This window comes from Pseudomonas mediterranea CFBP 5447 (assembly GCF_000774145.1).
Classification (GTDB): domain Bacteria; phylum Pseudomonadota; class Gammaproteobacteria; order Pseudomonadales; family Pseudomonadaceae; genus Aquipseudomonas; species Aquipseudomonas mediterranea.
In genome coordinates this window covers 627,931-647,838 of record NZ_KN322985.1, presented here as the reverse complement: position 1 = coordinate 647,838, position 19,908 = coordinate 627,931, and the positions used below count along the sequence as shown (strand labels likewise).

The following is a 19,908-nucleotide window of genomic DNA, read 5'->3' as shown; positions in this document are numbered from 1 at the left end:
AGGCGGCATTCTACAGAGGATCGCCAGGCTGTCAACCCTTGTCTTAGAAAAAACTGTTCCGCTTCAAGCGCTTAGCCGCTGAAAAAACATTGTGACCGAGCTGTGACGCAGGCGGGGCAAGGGCTGCGGCTCTATTGGGCGGTTCGGTACGATTGAAGAAATACATCTTACGTAGCTCTTTTCCAGGCTAAGCGTCGGATCTTTCAAACTACTGGTGCTATGTACAGTTGTCGATGCGATACTGACGGTCCGATTCGTCCCGCATCCGCTTTTTATGACGCAACGCAAAATCATCCACGTCGACTGCGATTGCTTTTATGCCGCCATCGAGATGCGCGATGACCCGCGGCTGGCCGGAAGACCCATGGCGGTCGGCGGTTCGGCGGATCGACGGGGCGTCATTGCGACCTGCAACTACGAAGCACGGGCCTATGGTGTGCGCTCGGCCATGTCCTCCGGGCACGCCTTGAAACTCTGCCCGGACCTGCTCATCGTCAAGCCCAGGATGGACGCCTATCGCGAGGCATCGAAGGAAATCCAGGGCATCTTCCGCGACTACACCGACCTGATCGAGCCGTTGTCCCTGGACGAGGCCTACCTGGACGTTTCCGACAGCGCCCATTTTGGTGGCAGCGCCACCCGCATTGCTCAGGACATCCGCCGACGCGTGTCCAATCAGTTGCATATCACGGTGTCCGCCGGTGTCGCCCCGAACAAGTTCCTGGCCAAGATTGCCAGTGACTGGAGAAAACCCAACGGCCTGTTCGTCATTACCCCCGACCAGGTCGAGGACTTCGTCTCAGCCCTGCCGGTGAGCAAGCTTCATGGCGTCGGCAAGGTCACGGCCGACAAGCTGAACCGGCTCGGGATTGCCGACTGCCTGCAGCTGCGTCAGTGGGACAAGCTGGCGCTGGTGCGCGAATTCGGCAGTTTTGGTGAGCGACTCTGGAGTCTGGCCCGTGGGATCGATGAGCGCCTGGTGCACAACGACAGCCGACGTCAGTCCATCAGTGTGGAAAACACCTACGATGTCGACCTGCCCGATCTGGCGAGCTGCCTCGACAAACTGCCGGAGCTGATGGAAACCCTGAGCGGGCGCATGGCGCGAATCGACAGTAGCTATCGCCCCGGCAAGCCATTCGTCAAAGTCAAGTTCCACGACTTCACCCAGACCACCCTGGAGCAGGCGGGGGCAGGGCGGGATCTGGGCAGTTACCGGTCGTTGCTGACCCAGGCGTTCAAGCGTGGCGCGAAGCCGGTGCGGTTACTGGGGATCGGGGTCCGACTGGAGGATTTACGCGGCGGGTTCGAGCAGTTGGAGTTGTTTGAGCGGTGATGCCTTGGATGGGCCTGCTCAGAAGGCTTTTTGTGGCGAGGGGATTTAGCGAAACGTCGCACCGCCCCGCTGGGGTGCGAAGCAGCCCTAAAACCCGACAACTCGGTATGCCTGACAGATTGAGTTGACTGGTTTGGGGCTGCTTCGCACCCCAGCGGGGCGGTGCGACGTTTCGCTAAATCCCCTCGCCACAAGGGTGTCAGTGAGCGCCCGGATCCGCCACCAACCGCCCGCCATCTTTGGTCAGTGCCTTCATGAACTCGGCCTGCAATTCCGGATCGTTGCGGGTCAGTTCGATCAGGCTCTGTTCCAGCTCGCTGGCTTCTTCTTCCAGGCCCAGTTCCGACAGGCGCTTGACCCGATGGACCCACTGGCTCACCTCGTCGTCTTCCAGATCGTCGTAGATCAAGGCGTGGGCTTCCACCAGCTTGCTGCGCAGGCTGCCGCTGATGCTCAGGGATGAGTCGGTGTGCACCTCGTCCTGAGCGTCTGTCACGCTGATCTGCAACTTGCCGAATTGGCTCAGGTCCTGCTCGGCGAACGGGCTTTCCAACAGGTTGAGGCGCAGCACGCCATTGCGGTCGGTGTTCAGCTCGAACGTCTGCCGGCCGGCCTTGACCTCAACCGGGCGCTCGCTCCAGGGCAGGCTGGAGTGCTCCGTGCGTTTGTCGCGCTGGACTTCATCAATGCCCGCCAGGTTTTGTTGAGCGCGGCCGTGGGAGGGGGCGTTCATGAACGGGTTCAGTCCGGCGATACCGTAGCTGAGCCAGTCGTGGGTGGCTGTTTCCGGCAGGTTGCCGAGGGCAAGCACGTTGACCACGTTCGCGCCGATGCCGGCCACTACCGCTACCGCACCCAACGGGATCTCATAGATTTCCCGCCAGGGTTGGTACGGTGTGTAGCGATCGTAACGACGCGTGACTTCGAATTCGGTGACTTCGAAGGTCTTCTGCTCATGGATCCGTACCCGGCGTTGCGGCAGGTCGAGCACCTTGGGTTCGCCCACATCGATCTGCAGGCTATGGTCGAGCAATTTACGCTCGACCCGCTCTTCGTGCTCGCTGCGTTGCGACATCTGGTTGGCGCAGCCGCTGACCAGCAGGGCGCCGCAGAGCGCGGCGCCACCGAGGCCTAAGGTGTTTCGCTTGAACATGACGTCTCTATCTGGTGTCAGCGGCGGATACGGGCCTGGAGGAAGGAGAGCACGTCGGCGACCGGCAGCGCTTGCGGCTCGGCCTCGGTGCGGCTCTTGTATTCCAGGTTGCCTTCGGCCAGGCCACGGTCACTGACGACGATCCGGTGCGGGATGCCGATCAGTTCCATGTCCGCGAACTTGATGCCGGGGCTGGTTTTCTTGTCGCGATCGTCCAGCAGTACCTCGAAGCCGGCGGCCTTCAGTTCGGCGTAGAGCTTGTCGGTGGCTTCGCGAACCAGGTCGGTTTCGTAGCGCAACGGCACCAGGGCGATCTGGAACGGCGCCAGGGCATCGCTCCAGATGATGCCTTTCTCATCGTTGTTCTGCTCGATGGCGGCGGCCACCACGCGGGACACGCCAATGCCGTAGCAACCCATTTCCAGGGTAACCGGCTTGCCGTTCTCGCCCAGCACTTCGCATTTCATCGCCTTGCTGTACTTGTTGCCCAGCTGGAAGATGTGCCCGACTTCGATGCCGCGCTTGATTTCAAGCACGCCCTTGCCGTCCGGGCTTGGGTCGCCGGCCACGACGTTGCGCAGGTCGGCAATGGCCGGAACCGGCAGGTCACGCTCCCAGTTCACGCCGAAGTAGTGCTTGTCATCGATGTTGGCGCCGATGGCGAAGTCGCTCATCAGGGCCACCGAACGGTCGATGATGATCGGCAGGGGCAGGTTCAGCGGGCCGAGGGAACCCGCGCCGGCGCCGATGGCATCGCGCAGTTCGGCGTCGGTGGCCATGACCAGCGGGCTGGCGACGCCTGGCTGGTTGGCGGCCTTGATTTCGTTCAGCTCATGATCGCCACGGACGATCAGGGCAATCAGCTTGCCTTCTTCTTCGGCGCGGACGATCAGGGTCTTGATCGTGCGTTCGATCGGCAGGTTGTAGCCTTCCACGAGCTGGGCAATGGTCTTGGCGTTCGGCGTGTCCACCAGGCGCAGTTCTTCCGACGGCGCAGGACGGGAGGTTTCCCGTGGCACGGCTTCGGCTTTCTCGATATTGGCGGCGTAGTCGGAGCCGCTGCTGAAGACGATGTCGTCTTCGCCGGACTCGGCCAGTACGTGGAACTCGTGGGAGCCGGCACCGCCGATGGAACCGTTGTCGGCTTCGACCGGACGGAACTTCAGGCCCAGGCGGGTGAACACGTTGCAGTACGCCTGGTGCATGCGGTCGTAGGTGACTTGCAGCGAAGCCAGGTCGGCGTGGAAGGAGTAGGCGTCCTTCATGATGAACTCGCGACCGCGCATCAGGCCGAAGCGTGGACGGATCTCGTCACGGAATTTGGTCTGGATCTGGTACAGGTTGATAGGCAGCTGTTTATAGCTGCTCAACTCGTTGCGCATCAGGTCGGTGATCACTTCCTCGTGGGTCGGGCCCGCGCAGAAATCACGGCCGTGACGGTCCTTGAGGCGCAGCAGTTCAGGGCCGTATTCTTCCCAGCGTCCCGACTCCTGCCACAACTCGGCCGGTTGGGTCCCCGGCATCAGCACTTCCAGGGCGCCGGCGGCGTCCATTTCTTCACGCACGATGGCTTCCACCTTGCGCATTACCCGCAGACCCATCGGCAGCCAGGTATACAGGCCCGAGGCGAGCTTGCGGATCATGCCGGCACGCAGCATCAACTGATGGCTGATCACGACGGCGTCGGAAGGCGTTTCTTTCTGTGTGGCGAGCAAAAATTGACTGGTGCGCATGGTTGGCCGTTGTCGGTTGCTGATGACGAGAAGTGACGGAGCATTGTACGGGCGAGATGCCCTGGCGTACAGGCGCGTGGCCGGTCGCCAGGTGCGAATGCCGGTTTCGCCGGCGCTTGCTGACCTTTCCTACGACTCTTCCGCCGGTCGGGTGGGGGTCGGTTCCGGGGTGGACGGTGAGCCCTGGCGACGGTTTTCCTGGAACCAGTGCAGGGCGATCAGCAACAGGGTCGGGACGCCGAGCAGGGCGGTGATCAGGAAGAAGTTGTGGTAGCCGAACTTTTCCACCATCACCCCGGAGTAGCCGCCGATCAAGCGTGGCAGCAACAGCATGATCGAGCTGAGCAGGGCGTACTGGGTGGCGGAAAATTTCAGGTTGGTCAGGCTCGACAGGTACGCCACGAACGCCGAGGTGGCCAGGCCGGAGCTGAAGTTGTCCAGGGAGATGGTGAGCACCAGCATCTTCAGGTTGGGGCCCATGTCGGCGAGCATCAGGAACAGGATATTGGTGGCGGCCGAGGCCACGCCACCGATGAACAGGATCGGTAGGATGCCGAAACGCACGATCAACAGGCCGCCCATGCCGGCGCCGACCAGGGTCATGATCAGCCCGAAGATCTTGCTGACACTGGCGATCTGGTCCTTGGTGAAGCCCTGGTCGATGTAGAACACGTTGGCCATGACGCCCATGACCGTGTCGGACATCCGATACGTGGCGATCAGCCCGAGCAGCAGCAAGGCCTGCCAGCGGTAGCGCAGGATGAAGTCGTTGATCGGCGTGAGCACTGGCGCCAGGCCGCGACGGCCCATGGCCGACAGGCACATGGCGGTCAGGAGGATATAGAGAATGGCGCGCAGGAAGGCGCGGTCTTCGAGCAGCAGGTCGAGCAGGCTGACCCCCTCGAACAGCACGCTGGCGAAGTCGGTGTTGTAGAGCTGGGTGAACATTGCCGGGACCGACACCAGCAGCACGATCAGCACGAACACCGACGCCAATTGATGAACGAACGTGTAGCGCCCGGCCTGTAGCTGTGTGCGCAATGGTACCGGTGGTTCGCGCATGAACAGCGAGGTCAGCAATGCCGGGACCATCAACACGCCGAACAACAGATACGTACCGGCCCAGGCCGAGTGCTTGTAGCTGAAACCGGTGGAGCCGAAACCTTCGGCGAAGAACAATGCGCCGGCGGTCGCCAGCAGCGCGGCGACCCGGTAGCCGGACATGTAGCTGGCAGCGAGGGCGGCCTGGCGGGTGTCGTCGACGATTTCCAGGCGATAGGCATCGACCGCGATGTCCTGGGTCGCCGAAGCGAACGCCACGAGCACCGCAATGGCGATCAACCATGAGAGGTGTTTCTGCGGGTCACAGAAACCCATGCCGACCAGGCCCAGGATCACCAGGCCCTGGGAAAGCACCAGCCATGATCGGCGACGTCCGAGTTTGCCCAGCACTGGCAGGCGCCATTGGTCGAGCAGCGGCGACCAGACCCATTTGAAGGCATAGGCCAGGCCGATCAGGCTCGCATAGCCGATCGTTTCGCGCGCCACGCCGGCTTCGCGCAACCAGACTGAAAGCGTGGAAAACACCAGCATGTAGGGCAAGCCGGCAGCGAAGCCAAGCAGCAACAGCACGAGCGTCGAAGGACTGGCATAGGCGGCGAGGGCGGCGCGCCAGGTTTTACGGGGCATGGGCTGGAGTCTGCCTCAAAAATTGCGAAAACAAAGCGCGCACTCTAACCGCTGTCCTCTACCGGGCGCCAGCCATGGCACCGAATATCAACACGATTGTTCAGGATACTGATCCCTTCCATGCGCAGTCGTGCGCGCTGTTCATCCCCTGAGACGCTGCCCGCCGGCAGGCTGATCCGACCACCGGCGCCCAATACCCGATGCCAGGGCAGGCTGGTGTCGTCAGGCAGTTGGCTGAGGGTACGGCCCACCCAGCGTGCCGCCCGACCCAGGCCGGCCATCTCGGCGAGCTGGCCATAGGTGACGACTTTGCCGGACGGTACTTGCGCAAGGGTCAGGTAGAGCGTGGTGCGGCGTACCTGCGCGGGGTCTTCGGGGCCCACTGGGATATCGGTCACGGGTAGGGTTCCTAGGAAAAGTACATGCCGTTCGTAGGTTTATTCTGGCAGAGCTGATTGAGAAATGAACTCATCCGCCATCCTTGGGTCAGTCCTTGCTGAGGTGTCGTCCTGGGGGATAATGCCGCCTTTTCACCGCAAACCTGAGCTCTTTATACGCTTATGTTGTCCAGAACCCTGCTTTGCCTGGCTGTTGCCAGCGCCTCCATGCCCTTGCTCGCCGATACTGTCTGGTTGAAGAACGGAGACAAACTCAGCGGCAAGATTACCGTTTTCGATGGCGGCAAGTTGTTGATCCAGACCGACTATGCCGGCGCCGTCCCGATCGACTGGAACCAGGTCAAGACCCTTGAAAGTGACCAGCAGTTGCTGGTCAAGCAGGACGCCTACAGCGGCGAGAAAGCCAAGGCCTTGCAGGCCGCCGAAGAAGGCAAGGTGACCCTGGCCAACGGTGACGCGCCCAAGACCGTCGAGTTGGCCAGTATCCAGCAGATTCTCAAACCCAAGCCGGTGGTCGAGGACCTGGTGTGGAAGGGCAATGTCGATGCCGCGATGGATTACCAGCGGGCGGAAAAAGATGTCGACGACTACGACATCGATTTCAAGACGACAGCCCGCCACGGTCGCTGGCGGCACACCGCCGAGGGCGAATACAACCGCGAGTTCCAGGACGATGTGGTCTCCACCGACAACTGGAAGCTGGAATACTCCCTCGATCGTTTCCTGACGGACAAATGGTTCTGGCAGGGGCGCCTGAATTACAAGCGTGACAAGGTCGAGGACCTGGCCCGTCAGCGGGTGGTGGGTACCGGTCCGGGCTACCAATTCTGGGATGACGAATTGGGCGCGTTCTCGCTGGGGTCGCTGTTGAACCGCACCGATTACGAGTATCAGGACGGTGGCAAGGACAACTTCTATTCCGTCGCCATGAAGTGGGACTACAACCGCTACCTCATAGGCAAGCGTGTCGAGTTCTTCACCAACGGCGAAGTGGGCAAGCCCCTGTCCGGCGTTGCGGAGTACGCCTACGACGCGGAGATGGGCCTGCGCTACAAGGTCACCGACTGGGCCTCGCTCAACCTCAAGGCCGAGAAAGACGTGATTGAAGGGTCCGAGGACAGTGATTTGAGCAAGACGCGTTATACGGCCGGGTTTGGCGTGACCTGGTGATCCACTAACCCTGTGGGAGCGAGCCTGCTCGCGATAGCAGTGTGTCAGCCAACAATGTTGTTGCTGGTCTACCGCTATCGCGAGCAGGCTCGCTCCCACAGGTTTTTTGTGTGCTCGTAAAAATTGCAGGCACAAAAAAAGCCCCGCTTTTGAGGGCGGGGCTCTTTACTAAAGCAGGAACAGTTAGATAACTGTTACTTCTTCAGCTTGCATGCCTTTCTGACCGCGGGTAGCGATGAAAGAAACCTGTTGGCCTTCTTTCAGGCTTTTGAAGCCGTCGGATTGGATAGCTTTGAAGTGTACGAACAGATCGTCACCGGATTGTGGGGTGATGAAGCCGAAGCCTTTTTCATCGTTGAACCACTTGACGGTACCGGTTTGGCGATTAGACATGGTGTAACTCCTTGGACAAAGATAACTGCGACTCAGGAAGAACCCTGGCCGAGACTGAGTGCAAAGAGCAGGAAAAATTCTTGTAGATGGTTGGATCGAAATTCAACATATCGTGTAGAGATTCTCAGTGACACAAGCAGCACAGTGACGCCACCTTAACCCTTTTTCCGAAACGTGCCAATGGTCTTTGCGAAGGTTTCTCGATTTTGGTGACTGACGGCGTCCAGGCCCGGGAAAACACGGCGGATCGGCGAGAATTGCTCCCCACACTTTGAACCCTGCCCCTCGCCCCGGTAAGATGCCGGACAGTTTTCTCCACCCTCGCTATTCAGGACACCGCCATGAGCATCAAATCGGACAAGTGGATTCGCCGCATGGCGCAAGAGCACGGCATGATCGAGCCCTTCGTAGAGCGCCAGATGCGCGGTGAAGGCGCCGACCGACTGATTTCCTTCGGCGTCTCCAGCTACGGCTACGACGTGCGCTGCGCCGACGAATTCAAGGTGTTCACCAACATCAATTCGGCCACCGTCGACCCGAAGAACTTCGACGAGAAGAGCTTCGTCGACATCAAGAGCGACGTCTGCATCATCCCGCCGAACTCCTTCGCCCTGGCCCGCACCGTCGAGTACTTCCGCATCCCGCGCAACGTGCTGACCATCTGCCTGGGCAAGAGCACTTATGCCCGTTGCGGCATCATCGTCAACGTCACGCCGCTGGAACCGGAGTGGGAAGGCCACGTGACCCTGGAGTTCTCGAACACCACGACCCTGCCGGCGAAAATCTACGCCAACGAAGGTGTGGCACAGATGCTGTTCCTCGAATCCGATGAAGAATGCGAAGTGTCCTACAAGGACCGGGGTGGCAAATACCAGGGCCAACGTGGTGTGACACTTCCACGCACCTGATTCTGACGAACAGTGGGAATTCCTGAGCGGGCAGACACTCTATTGCGTGTACTGCCCGTTTTTTTGCGCCAGCGCAACGGGCTTCGCTCAGGAGTTGCTCTATGAAGATCGATCCGCGAATCAGTGCCGAACTGGCAAGGCTTGAGCCCAATCAGATCGGCGTCATGGCTTGGTCCCTGCTGGCCCACCCTGCCGAAGCGGCAGGCGGTATTCCTGGCCAGCCCGATCCCGATACCCCCAATGAACAACCTACCGAGCCGGGCGAGCCGACCCTCCCGGACGAGCCGCCTCCTGCGCCTGTAGCCTAAAAATCAGCTACAAGCTACAAGCTACAAGCGAGTACGACACCTCTTGTGGCTTGTAGCTTGAGGCTTGCAGCTATACCGGCCATATTTCGTTATCGCCAATGACAAAAATCCTGCAATCGTTGTCCTGCTCGACCCGATAGCCGCCCGTGAAGGCGCCGAAAGCCGGCAGCAGGCTGATGTCGCTGCCCAGCCGGAAGCACGCCAGGCGCAGGCGTTGCCGGCCCTTGCCGCTGAGGTGATACACCGGATGCACGTGGCCGGCCAGTACATGGCGACTCGGGTGCGGGTCAGGTTCGTGTTGTACGGCAAAAGGGCCGAGCAGCAGGGGTTCCGGGACGACGCGGATGTTCAGCGAGGGCGGCGGGTCGCCGGCGCGTTTGTCGTGGTTGCCGCGAATCAGCGTCATGGCCAGGTGCGGATGCCTGTCACGCCATTCGGAAAGGGCCTTCAAGGTGCCTGGCGCGTGTGAGCCAGGGCCGTGGAGAAAATCCCCGAGGAAGATCAGCTGTCGACATGGCAGGTGCGTCAGTAATCCGTCCAGGATCGCGATGTTGCTGGCGGTGGTGCCATGGGGGACCGGTTGGCCGAGACTGCGATAGGCGGCGGCCTTGCCGAAATGCACATCTGCCACCATCAGGGTCTCTTGGGCGGGCCAGTAGATGGCTTTTTCCGGCAGTAACCAGAGCTCTTCGCCGGCCAGATTGACAGGATAAGGCGCGGGCATCAGGCATCACCCCGATCGGCGGTTTTTTCCAGCTCGCTGACCATTCGCCGGATGCGATCGGCAAGCTTTTCCGAGCTCATGCTTTCCCTGAACCGTTCCACCAGCAACGGGAAGCCCAGCGGAGTGGGGCGCTTGATGATGTGCAAGTCCAGCTGCAAGGTGTTAAGGCGTTCCAAGGTCTGCTCCAGGCGACGTATATCCAGTTCTTCCCGCAGGACTTCTTCCCCGGCCTGGGCCAGTAAGAGGTTGTCGGCGTCGTATTGCTTGAACACTTGAAAGAACAACCCGCTGGAGGCCTGGACCTGCCGGGTGCTTTTCGGTGCGCCGGGGTAGCCGGCGAATACCAGGCCGGCGATCCGGGCGATTTCGCGGAAGCGCCGAAGGGCCAGCTCACCGGCGTTCAGGCTGGCAAGGACATCGGCCAGCAGATTGTCGCTGCTCAAGAGCGCGGGGTTCAGGTAGTGCGACCAATCCAGCGCCGTGGCGCTGAGCAGCTCCAGGCCGTAGTCGTTGACCGCGATGGAAAAGGTCACCGGTTCTCGCTGGCTGACGCGCCAAGCCAACAGGCTCGCCAGCCCCAGATGCACTTGGCGTCCGGCAAACGGGTACAGGAACAGGTGCCAGCCTTCCCGGGACTTCAGGGCCTCGGCCAGCAATGACGTTTGCGTGGGCAGGCCGGACCAGCGCTGCTGGGTCAACAACAAGGGCTGTATGGCTTGCATCTCCGGCCCTTCGAAGCGTCCCGTGGCGGCCTCGCTCAGGCGCGCCACGACGGCGGCAGCCAGCTCGTTGGAAAGCGGCATCCGTCCGCCGTTCCAGCGCGGCACGGCGGCTTTCTTCGCCTGACTGCGGCGCACGTAGGCAGTCATGTCTTCGACCCGGACCAGTTCCAGCAAGCGTCCGGCAAACAGGAAGCCGTCCCCCGGTCGCAGGCGCGCAATGAAGCCTTCCTCCACGCTGCCCAGGGTCTTGCCGCCACCGCCCTTGCTCCAGAATTTCAACTGCAGGCTGGCATCGCTGACGATGGTGCCGATGCTCATGCGGTGACGCCGGGCCAGGCGCGCGTCAGGGACTCGCCAGATACCGTGCTCGTCCGGCTCGACCCGGCGGTAATCGGGGTAGGCGGTCAACGACAGGCCGCCGTGGCGCACGAAGGCCAGGGCCCAGGCCCACTCCGCTTCGTTCAGGTCACGGTAGGCCCAGGCGCCACGCACCTCACGATACAGCTCATCAGGTACGAAACCGCCGCCCAGGGCCATGCTGACCAGATGTTGCACCAGTACATCCAAAGGCTTGCGGGGCGACTCGCGAGGTTCGATGCGCCGCTGGGCCACGGCATCCTGGGCGGCGGCGGCCTCGATCAACTCCAGGCTGTGGGTCGGCACCAGAGTGATCCGCGAGGTTCGTCCCGGCGCGTGACCGGAGCGCCCGGCACGCTGCATCAGTCGCGCCACGCCCTTGGCCGAGCCGATCTGCAACACCCGCTCGACAGGCAGGAAATCCACGCCCAGGTCCAGGCTGGAGGTGCACACCACTGCCTTGAGTTGACCGTCCTTGAGCGCACGTTCGACCCAGTCCCGGGTATCGCGGGACAGCGAGCTATGATGCAGTGCGATCAGCCCGGCCCAGTCTGGGCGCGCCTCGAGAAGCGCCTGGTACCAGATTTCCGATTGCGCCCGGGTGTTGGTAAACACCAGGCAACTGCTGCTGTCGTCGATTTGCGCGATGACCTGGGGCAGCATCTTCAAGCCGATGTGCCCGGCCCACGGAAAACGCTCGAGGGCGGGAGGCAGCAGCGTATCGACCCGCAGCGTCTTGTCGTTGGCGCCTTGGACGCTGACCCCGTTGCCCTGGGGGATCAGCACTTGCTCGGCATGGGCCTGGTTGCCCAAGGTGGCGGACACACCCCAGACGACAAGCTCGGGGTGCCAGTGCCGCAGGCGCGCCAACGCCAGTTGCAACTGCACGCCGCGCTTGTTGCCCAGCAATTCATGCCACTCGTCCACCACCACCATGCGCAGGGTTGCCGTCGCTGTTTGCGCGTCCGCACGGGCGAGCATCAGGGTCAGGCTTTCAGGAGTGGTGATCAGCGCCGTGGGCAGGCGCCGGCCCTGGCGGGCCCGCTCGCTGGCACTGGTATCGCCGGTGCGCAGGCCGACGCTCCAGGGAATCTGCAATTCCGCCAGCGGTGCTTCGAGGGCTTTGCCCGTGTCGGCGGCCAGTGCACGCATCGGCGTGATCCACAGGACGGTCAGCGGTTCGGCCGCAGGTTTGCGTTTGCGCGGCTTAGCCGGGGGCGGGGCGGGGCGGGCGAAACGGTTGAGGGCGGCAAACCATACTGCGTAGGTTTTACCGGCTCCGGTGTTGGCGTGCAGCAACCCCGACTCCCCGCGCTTGACCGCGGCCCATACCTGTTTCTGAAAGGCGAACGGCTTCCAGCCGCGGGCGCTGAACCACTGGTTTGCGAAGTTGTTGGATGTCGCCATGCCTGCCGCGTGCGCCCTGGAAGTCTTCTTTCAGTGACCACGGCGGCAGGGGAAAGGTTTAAATAGGCGAATAGAGTTGCCGCAGATAGCCCAGCAGAACCCTGTGGCGAGGGGATTTATCCCCGCTGGGCCGCGAAGCGGCCCCTTGGTTCTGTCTGAAACACTACAGTGGCTGAAGGTTTTTGGGGCCGCTTCGCAGCCCAGCGGGGATAAATCCCCTCGCCACAAGTGTTTCACCCTCTCCTGGTAAAAGAGTTCTATTTCAGGTTGCCACTGAGGAATTGCTTCAACCGCTCGCTCTTCGGGTTGCCCAGCACGTCTTCCGGCGCGCCTTCTTCCTCCACCAGGCCCTGGTGCAGGAACAGCACCTGGTTCGAGACTTTGCGGGCAAAGCTCATTTCGTGGGTCACCATGATCATGGTCCGGCCTTCTTCGGCCAGCCCCTGGATCACCTTCAACACTTCCCCCACCAATTCCGGGTCCAGGGCCGAGGTCGGTTCGTCGAACAGCATCACCTCCGGTTCCATCGCCAGGGCACGGGCGATAGCCACGCGTTGCTGCTGGCCGCCGGATAGGAACGCCGGGTACTGCTCGGCCACGCGCGCGGGCAGGCCGACCTTGTCGAGGTAGCGACGGGCCCGCTCATCGGCTTCCTGTTTGCCGATGCCCAGCACCCGGCGAGGCGCCATGGTGATGTTTTCCAGCACGGTCATGTGGCTCCACAGGTTGAAGTGCTGGAACACCATGGCCAGGCGTGTGCGGATGCGTTGCAGTTCATCGGCGTCGGCCACGTGCATGCCGTGGCGGTCCTTGATCATCTGGACCGTCTGGCCGTCCAGGCTCATGGCGCCGTCGTTGGGTTGTTCCAGGAAGTTGATACAGCGCAGGAAGGTACTCTTGCCCGAGCCGCTGGCGCCGATCAGGCTGATGACATCGCCCGTCTTGGCCTTGAGCGAAACACCCTTGAGCACCTCATGTTCGCCGTAGCTTTTATGCAGGCCTTCGATGGTCAGTTTGTACATGGAACAGGCATCCTCAAGGCGAAAGTAGGTAGCCGCTGCGGTAGGCTTCGGCACCGGCGACATGGGCGATGACCATGCCGGCGGTGGCCATGCGACGCAGCGAGCGGGCGTACATCAGCCCGGCATTGCAGCAGTGAACGGGGGTGACGGTGTCGTTGACCGGGTCGATGATTTCCGCCACCAATTGACCGGCCTCCAGGTATTCGCCAGGCAGGGCGCTGTAGACCAGCAGCCCGCCCACGGGTGTCGCCACCGGCTCGACGCCGGCCAGCGGCGTGGCCGGATAAGGCAGCTCGGGCAGGGGCACCGGTTCGCCATCAATGGCGCCATAGTGGATCAGGTATTCGATCAGGGCCTGGCAGTCGAGGCTCGCCAACCCATGGTTGACGTCGCCCTGGCCGCGCAATTCGACGGTGACCGAAAAGCTGCCCAGGGGAATCTCGAAGCGATCGCCAAAACGTTCCTTGAGTTGCCACCAGAGCAAGGTGAAGCACTCATCGAACGACTGGCCGCCCGAGTCGGTGGCCAGCAGGCTGGCCTCGGCGCCGATGTAGCGGGCCAGAGGCTCGACCTGGGGCCAGGCTTCCGGCGTGGTATAGAGATGCGCCACGGCTTCGAAATCGCAATGCAGGTCCAGTACCATGTCGGCGTCGCAGGCCAGCCGTTGCAGGACCAGGCGTTGGGATTGCAGTTGCGTGGTCGCGGTCTGCCGGGCAAGGGCATCGCGCAGGCTGGTGCGGATGAGCATCAGGTTGTGCTGTGGATCCTGGGTGAGCAGCTCTTCGATCTCGTTGCCGACTTCCTCGCTCAGGTCGATGAAGCGGCGGTTGAAGTTCTGTCCACTCTCCAGTTCGTAGCGACCCAGCGGCACGTCCATCAGCACTTGTTCGAGGCCGATGGGGTTGGCCACGGGTACCAGGACGATTTCGTGCCGCAGGTGGCCGGACGCTTCGAGCTCCGCCAGGCGTTGCTTGAGATGCCAGGCCACCAGCATGCCGGGCAGTTCATCGGCATGCAGGGACGACTGGATGTAGATCTTGCCGACGGCTTTTTCAGGGCCGAAGTGAAAGCTGTGGATCTTGCGTGCGGTCCCCGGCAATGGGGCCAGCAGGTCATGGATCTGGTGGCGCATTTGCTTGTGTGTCCTGGACTAATGAGTCGGCCCGAGAAAGGCCAGCCAGCGGCGCTCGGCGAGGCGGAAGAGGCCTACCAGTGCGAAGGTGACGGTCAGGTAGATCAACGCGGCGATCCCGAACGATTGGAAGGTCAGGAAGGTGGCCGAGTTGGCATCCCGGGCCACTTTCAGCACGTCTGGAACGGTAGCGGTGAATGCCACGGTCGTCGAGTGCAGCATCAGGATCACTTCGTTGCTGTAGTAGGGCAGCGAGCGCCGCAGCGCCGAGGGCATGATCACATAGGCGTACAGCTTCCAGCCGGTCAGGCCATAGGCCTTGGCCGCTTCGACTTCGCCGTGGTTCATGCTGCGGATCGCCCCGGCAAAGATCTCCGTGGTGTAGGCGCAGGTGTTCAGGGCGAAGGCCAGGATCGTGCAGTTCATCGCATCGCGAAAGAAGCTGTCGAGCAAGGGCTGTGCGCGCACCGCCGCGATGCTGTAGATACCGGTATAGCAGATCAGCAACTGGATATAGAGCGGTGTGCCACGGAACAGATACGTGTAGAACTGCACCGGCCAGCGCACGGCGCGCTTGGGCGAAACCCGGGCGATGGACAGCGGGATCGAGACCAGGAAGCCGATCAGCAACGAAGCGCTGAGCAGCCACAGGGTCATCGCCAGGCCCGTGACGTTGACGCCGTCGCTGTAAAGGAACGGCCGCCAGTATTCTTGTAGAAGTTCGATCATCGCACCGCCTCCCGTGCTCCGGCGGCGTAGCGGCGTTCAAGCCTGCGCAGAATGAAATTGGACGCGCTGGTAATCAGCAGGTAGATCAGCGCCGCCAGCACCAGGAAGTAGAACAGTTGATAGGTGCTCTTGCCCGCATCCTGGGCCGCCTTGACCAGGTCGGCCAGGCCGATGATCGATACCAGCGCGGTGGCCTTGAGCATCACCATCCAGTTGTTGCCGATCCCCGGCAGGGCAAAGCGCATCATTTGCGGAAACACCACGAAGCGGAAACGCTGGCCACGCTTGAGGCCATATGCGGTGGCGGCTTCGACCTGGCCCCTGGGCACCGCGAGGATCGCGCCGCGAAAGGTCTCGGTGAAGTACGCGCCATAGATGAAGCCCAGGGTGATCACCCCGGCGCCGAATGGGTCGATCTCGATGTATTCCCATTCCATGAAGTCGGTAAAAGAGGTCAGCCAGGTTTGCAGGCTGTAGAAAATCAACAGCATCAGCACCAGGTCCGGCACGCCGCGAATCAGCGTGGTGTAGAGCTGGGCCGGAATTCGCAGCAGTTTGACCGGGGACAGCTTGGCGCTGGCGCCCAGCAGGCCGAGCAAGACGCTCAATAATAGCGACAGGGCCGCCAGTTTGATGGTCATCCAGGTGCCTTGCATCAGCAGCGGGCCAAAGCCCTGCAGGCTGAAGGCGGAGAGCCCCAGATTTTGTAGGAGTTGTTCGAACATGAAAGAGGCCTTTGGCAGTCAAAAAGCGCCCATCCGTGAGCGGATGGGCGCCGCGCATTATTTGCCGCTGTACAGATTCAGATCGCCAAAGTGTTTTTTCTGGATTTCGGCGTAGGTGCCGTCGTCGTGTAACGCTTTGATACCTTTATCCAAAAGCGCCTTCAGCTCTTTGTTACCTTTGTTGATACCGATGGCGGTCTTGGCCGGCAGCAGTTCGCTGTCCACCGGTTTGCTGACCTCATAGTCGGCACCCTTCGGCGTTTTCATGAAGCCCAGTTCGGCTTGCAGCATGTCCTGGATTGCCGCATCGAGGCGGCCGGAGGTCAGGTCGGCATAGACCTGGTCCTGGTTGGCGTAAGCCTGGGTCTTGACACCGGCCTTGTCCAGCACGGCCTTGGCGTAGGCTTCCTGGATGGTGCCTTGTTCATAGCCGACGGTCTTGCCCTTGAGCGAGGCGACGTCTGCACTCAGGCCCGAGCCTTTCTTGAATACGTAAGCCGTTGGGCCCGAGAACAGTTCGCTGGAGAAGTCGATGACTTTTTCCCGTGCTGGGGTCACGGTCATGGACGAGATCACGCCGTCGAATTTCTTGGCCTTGAGGCCTGGGATCATGCCGTCGAAATCGCTCTCGACCCATTTGCATTTGACCTTCAATTCGGCGCAGATCGCATTGCCCAGGTCGATATCGAAACCTACCAGGCTGCCATCGGCGGCCTTGGATTCAAATGGAGCATAGGACGGGTCGACACCAAAACGCAGTTCCTTGTATTCCTTGGCCGTAGCGGCGCCGGCGGCCATGCACAATGCCAGTGCAGAAAGGGTCAGCAGTGCTTTTTTCATTATCGAGTCCCTAAAACCATGATGGGCGCTTGTGGCGCATAAGTTTTGTTACCGGTGAAGGCAAGAACGGTAAGACGGCATAAAGGTAGCAATTTCCGAACCAGAGTGCCGAACAAGCGTTTTAAAAGTTTCTGCGGCAGACGGTGGAACGCGTTGGTGCGCGGATGAGATCGTACAACAAAAGGTGCACCGGGATGGTGCTCTGTAGGGCCGGCAAGGTGCATGTTCTGTGGCGAGGGGATTTATCCCCGCTGGGTCGCGAAGCGGCCCCCTGGCGCTGTCTGACACACCACCGTGTCTAAAGTTTTTTGGGGCTGCTTCGCAGCCCAGCGGGGATAAATCCCCTCGCCACAATTGATAGTGCAGCCACAGAGAGGTTACTTCAGCAGATCCTGAAGCGTTGCCAGGGTATCGGCCTCTTCCACGGTCTTGTCTTGGCGCCAGCGCAACATCCTCGGAAACCGCACCGCGATCCCGCTCTTGTGGCGGTTGGACAAGGCAATGCCCTCGAAGCCCAACTCGAAGACCAGGGTGGGCGTGACACTGCTGACCGGACCGAATTTCTCCACGGTGGTCTTGCGCACGATGCTGTCGACCTGGCGCATTTCCTCATCGGTCAGTCCCGAATAGGCCTTGGCGAACGGCACCAGGCTGCGCTCGCGGCTGCCCGGCGGGTTGTCCCAGACGGCGAAGGTGTAATCGCTGTACAGGCTGGCGCGCCGACCGTGACCGCGTTGGGCGTAGATCAACACGGCGTCGACGCTGAACGGGTCGATCTTCCATTTCCACCACACGCCCATGTCCTTGGTCCGGCCGACGCCATACAGCGCGTTGCGTGCCTTGAGCATCATGCCTTCGACGCCGAGGCTACGGGACGCTTCGCGCTGCCGGGCGAGGTCGAGCCAGTCCTGGCCGGAGACGATCGGCGACGGCAGCAGGACCGGGCTCTGGATACCTGCGATCAGCGCCTCCAACTGATCACGGCGTTCGGCCTGGGGACGGCTGCGCCAATCCTCTCCTTGCCATTCCAGCAGGTCGTAGGCCATCACCACCACCGGCGCGTCTTCGAGGACTTTCTTGCTCAAGGTCTTGCGACCGATGCGCTGTTGCAACAGGGCGAACGGCTGTACGGCCGGTTGCAGCGGTGCATCGGCAGCGAAGACCTCCTCGGTCACCGGTTGCGAGGTTTTCCAGACCACGATTTCGCCGTCGATCACCGTGCCGTCGGGCAGCACCGATGCCAGGGAATGCAATTCAGGGAAGCGCTCGGTCACCAACTCTTCGCCCCGGGACCAGACCCACAGATGGCCGTCGCGCTTGATCACCTGGGAGCGGATGCCGTCCCACTTCCATTCCACCTGCCAATCGCTGGCCGGCCCCAGCAGTGCGTCGAACTGCTCTGCCGGGGCGGACAAGGCGTGGGCCAGGAAAAACGGGTACGGCTGACCGCCGCGTTGAGCATGCTCGTCCTCGGATTCGGCGGCGATCAGCTTGAGATAACCCTCGGCCGTCGGGCGATGGGACAGGTCGGTGTAACCCACCAGGCGCTGGGCGACCCGTTTGCTGTCGAGCCCGGCCATCCCGGCCAGGGCCCGGGTCACCAGCAGCTTGGACACCCCGACCCGGAAACTGCCGGTGATGAGCTTGATGCAGAGCATCAGGCTCGCGCGGTCGAGCTGTGCCCACAAGCTCGGTAGTTGCTGCGCCAATACCTCCGGCGTTTCGCCGCGCAACGGCAGCAGTTTCTCTTCTATCCACAGCGCCAATCCTTCGGCGGAGGTGTGGGGGGACTCCGGCAACACCAGGGAAATGGTTTCGGCCAGGTCGCCCACGGCCTGATAGCTTTCTTCGAACAGCCAGGGTGACAAACCGGAAACCTGTACGGCCAGGTCCCGGAGGATTTTCACCGGCACCAGTTGCCGGGGACGGCCTCCGGACAGGAAATACACCGCCCACGCTGCATCCTGGGGTGACGCCTGGGTGAAGTAGCGCTGCATGGCGGCCAGCTTGGCATTGCTGGAGGTGGTGGCGTCCAGGTCGGCGTAGAGTTCGGCGAAGGCTTTCACGATGCGTCCTCGCCAGTGGCGGCGATGACGTCTTCGTCGTCGTCGCCGTATTCGGTGCTGAAGCCCTGGGCGTCGAGGCCGAGCTCGCACAAATGTCGCACCAGCACACCCACCGACCCGTGCGTGACCATGACCCGCTCGGCGCCGGTCTGCTCGATGGCCCAGAGCAGGCCGGGCCAGTCGGCGTGATCGGAGAGCACGAAGCCCCGGTCCACGCCACGCCGCCGTCGAGTGCCGCGCAGGCGCATCCAGCCGCTGGCGAAGGCATCGCTGTAGTCGCCGAAACGGCGCATCCAGGTGCTGCCGCCGGCCGATGGCGGGGCGATGACCAGGGCCTGGCCCATGATCGGATCGTTCTTCTTGACGTCACCGGCATAAATCGTCGGCGGTAAATGAACCCCGGCCTCGCGGTAGACCCGGTTCAACGGCTCCACCGCGCCGTGGGCGAGGATGGGGCCGAGGCTGGCGTCGATGCCGTGGAGAATCCGCTGGGCCTTGCCGAAGGAATAACAGAACAACACGCTGGCCCGGTTGGCGGCGATGTTTGCGCGCCACCACTGATTGATCTCGTCGAATATCTGCGCCTGAGGTTGCCAGCGATAGATGGGCAGGCCGAACGTGGATTCGGTGATGAACGTATGACATTTCACCGGCTCGAACGGCGTGCAGGTGCCGTCGGGTTCGACTTTGTAATCCCCGGATGCCACCCAGACCTCGCCTTCATGTTCCAGCCGCACCTGGGCCGACCCCAATACGTGGCCGGCGGGGTGAAAACTCAAGGTAACCCCGTGATGTTGCAGGCGCTCGCCATAGGGCAGGGTCTGCAGATTGATGTCCTGGCCCAGCCGCGAACGCAGGATGCCTTCGCCGGGGGCCGCTGCCAGGTAGTGTTGATTGCCGCCGCGGGCATGGTCACCGTGGGCGTGGGTGATGACCGAGCGCTCGACCGGACGCCAGGGGTCAATGTAGAAATCTCCGGGCGGGCAGTACAGGCCTTCGGGGCGGGCAATGACAAGATCCATGCAATCACCGGGGCAATGGGCTTGTCAGGTAGAGGCGATGGCGGGAAGAGAAGTTCTATCGGGTTTGGGTACGA

General features: G+C 61.9%; 18 protein-coding genes. 4 read left to right on the top strand and 14 right to left on the bottom strand.

All coding sequences use genetic code 11. The annotated features are described in order from the left end of the window. Positions 1-274 precede the first annotated feature (274 nt). Positions 275-1,336 (top strand): DNA polymerase IV, encoded by a 1,062-nt coding sequence (gene dinB / locus N005_RS15215; protein WP_047701938.1) that lies wholly within the window; start codon positions 275-277, stop codon positions 1,334-1,336. Between the two features lie 199 nt (positions 1,337-1,535). On the opposite strand, the gene N005_RS15210 is transcribed toward dinB, so the two are convergent. From N005_RS15210 to N005_RS15195, 4 genes are all read right to left on the bottom strand, one after another. Then, a complete protein-coding gene (locus N005_RS15210; RefSeq protein WP_047701937.1) occupies positions 1,536-2,489 on the bottom strand; it encodes a lipoprotein in 954 nt (317 codons plus the stop codon). Between the two features lie 17 nt (positions 2,490-2,506). Beyond that, positions 2,507-4,222: a proline--tRNA ligase gene (locus N005_RS15205; protein WP_047701936.1), complete on the bottom strand. Its 1,716-nt coding sequence runs from the start codon at positions 4,220-4,222 to the stop codon at positions 2,507-2,509. Positions 4,223-4,351: 129 nt separating this feature from the next. Continuing rightward, entirely contained in the window at positions 4,352-5,911 is a 1,560-nt protein-coding gene (locus tag N005_RS15200) for an AmpG family muropeptide MFS transporter (protein ID WP_047701935.1), read from the bottom strand. 44 nt (positions 5,912-5,955) lie between these two features. Next, complete coding sequence (locus N005_RS15195; protein ID WP_047701934.1) at positions 5,956-6,309, bottom strand: MGMT family protein; 354 nt, start codon at positions 6,307-6,309, stop codon at positions 5,956-5,958. A 162-nt stretch (positions 6,310-6,471) separates the two neighbouring features. Between N005_RS15195 and N005_RS15190 the strand changes: the two genes are divergently transcribed. Further along, positions 6,472-7,479: a DUF481 domain-containing protein gene (locus tag N005_RS15190; protein WP_047701933.1), complete on the top strand. Its 1,008-nt coding sequence runs from the start codon at positions 6,472-6,474 to the stop codon at positions 7,477-7,479. 183 nt (positions 7,480-7,662) lie between these two features. Here N005_RS15190 and N005_RS15185 read toward each other — a convergent pair whose 3' ends face one another. Continuing rightward, complete coding sequence (locus tag N005_RS15185; RefSeq protein WP_047701932.1) at positions 7,663-7,872, bottom strand: cold-shock protein; 210 nt, start codon at positions 7,870-7,872, stop codon at positions 7,663-7,665. 341 nt (positions 7,873-8,213) lie between these two features. Here N005_RS15185 and dcd point away from each other — a divergent pair, with 341 nt between their 5' ends. Beyond that, positions 8,214-8,780 carry a dCTP deaminase gene (dcd, locus tag N005_RS15180; RefSeq protein WP_017126297.1) on the top strand — a complete coding sequence of 189 codons (567 nt, stop codon included), beginning with the start codon at positions 8,214-8,216 and terminating at the stop codon, positions 8,778-8,780. A gap of 101 nt (positions 8,781-8,881) precedes the next feature. Next, the gene (locus tag N005_RS15175) at positions 8,882-9,088 is read left to right on the top strand and encodes a hypothetical protein (protein WP_041022879.1); all 207 of its coding nucleotides are present in this window, start codon (positions 8,882-8,884) and stop codon (positions 9,086-9,088) included. Positions 9,089-9,158: 70 nt separating this feature from the next. Here N005_RS15175 and pdeM read toward each other — a convergent pair whose 3' ends face one another. From pdeM to N005_RS15130, 9 genes are all read right to left on the bottom strand, one after another. Beyond that, a complete protein-coding gene (gene pdeM / locus N005_RS15170; protein ID WP_047701931.1) occupies positions 9,159-9,812 on the bottom strand; it encodes a ligase-associated DNA damage response endonuclease PdeM in 654 nt (217 codons plus the stop codon). Then, on the bottom strand, positions 9,812-12,298 hold the full coding sequence (locus tag N005_RS15165) for a ligase-associated DNA damage response DEXH box helicase (protein WP_047701930.1): 2,487 nt from the start codon (positions 12,296-12,298) through the stop codon (positions 9,812-9,814). The genes pdeM and N005_RS15165 overlap by 1 nt, the downstream gene beginning before the upstream one ends. Before the next feature lie 257 nt (positions 12,299-12,555). Next, positions 12,556-13,320 (bottom strand): ABC transporter ATP-binding protein, encoded by a 765-nt coding sequence (locus N005_RS15160; protein WP_047701929.1) that lies wholly within the window; start codon positions 13,318-13,320, stop codon positions 12,556-12,558. Positions 13,321-13,333: 13 nt separating this feature from the next. Beyond that, positions 13,334-14,452 (bottom strand): succinylglutamate desuccinylase/aspartoacylase family protein, encoded by a 1,119-nt coding sequence (locus N005_RS15155; RefSeq protein ID WP_047701928.1) that lies wholly within the window; start codon positions 14,450-14,452, stop codon positions 13,334-13,336. 18 nt (positions 14,453-14,470) lie between these two features. Continuing rightward, positions 14,471-15,181 (bottom strand): ABC transporter permease, encoded by a 711-nt coding sequence (locus tag N005_RS15150; protein ID WP_047701927.1) that lies wholly within the window; start codon positions 15,179-15,181, stop codon positions 14,471-14,473. Then, entirely contained in the window at positions 15,178-15,906 is a 729-nt protein-coding gene (locus tag N005_RS15145) for an ABC transporter permease (RefSeq protein ID WP_047701926.1), read from the bottom strand. Before N005_RS15145 ends, N005_RS15150 begins: the two co-directional genes overlap by 4 nt. A gap of 57 nt (positions 15,907-15,963) precedes the next feature. Continuing rightward, positions 15,964-16,746, bottom strand: a complete 783-nt coding sequence (locus tag N005_RS15140; protein ID WP_047701925.1) for a transporter substrate-binding domain-containing protein — start codon at positions 16,744-16,746, stop codon at positions 15,964-15,966. 377 nt (positions 16,747-17,123) lie between these two features. Further along, positions 17,124-18,812: an ATP-dependent DNA ligase gene (locus N005_RS15135; protein ID WP_047701924.1), complete on the bottom strand. Its 1,689-nt coding sequence runs from the start codon at positions 18,810-18,812 to the stop codon at positions 17,124-17,126. Then, entirely contained in the window at positions 18,809-19,834 is a 1,026-nt protein-coding gene (locus N005_RS15130) for a ligase-associated DNA damage response exonuclease (RefSeq protein WP_047701923.1), read from the bottom strand. Before N005_RS15130 ends, N005_RS15135 begins: the two co-directional genes overlap by 4 nt. Positions 19,835-19,908: the final 74 nt, after the last annotated feature.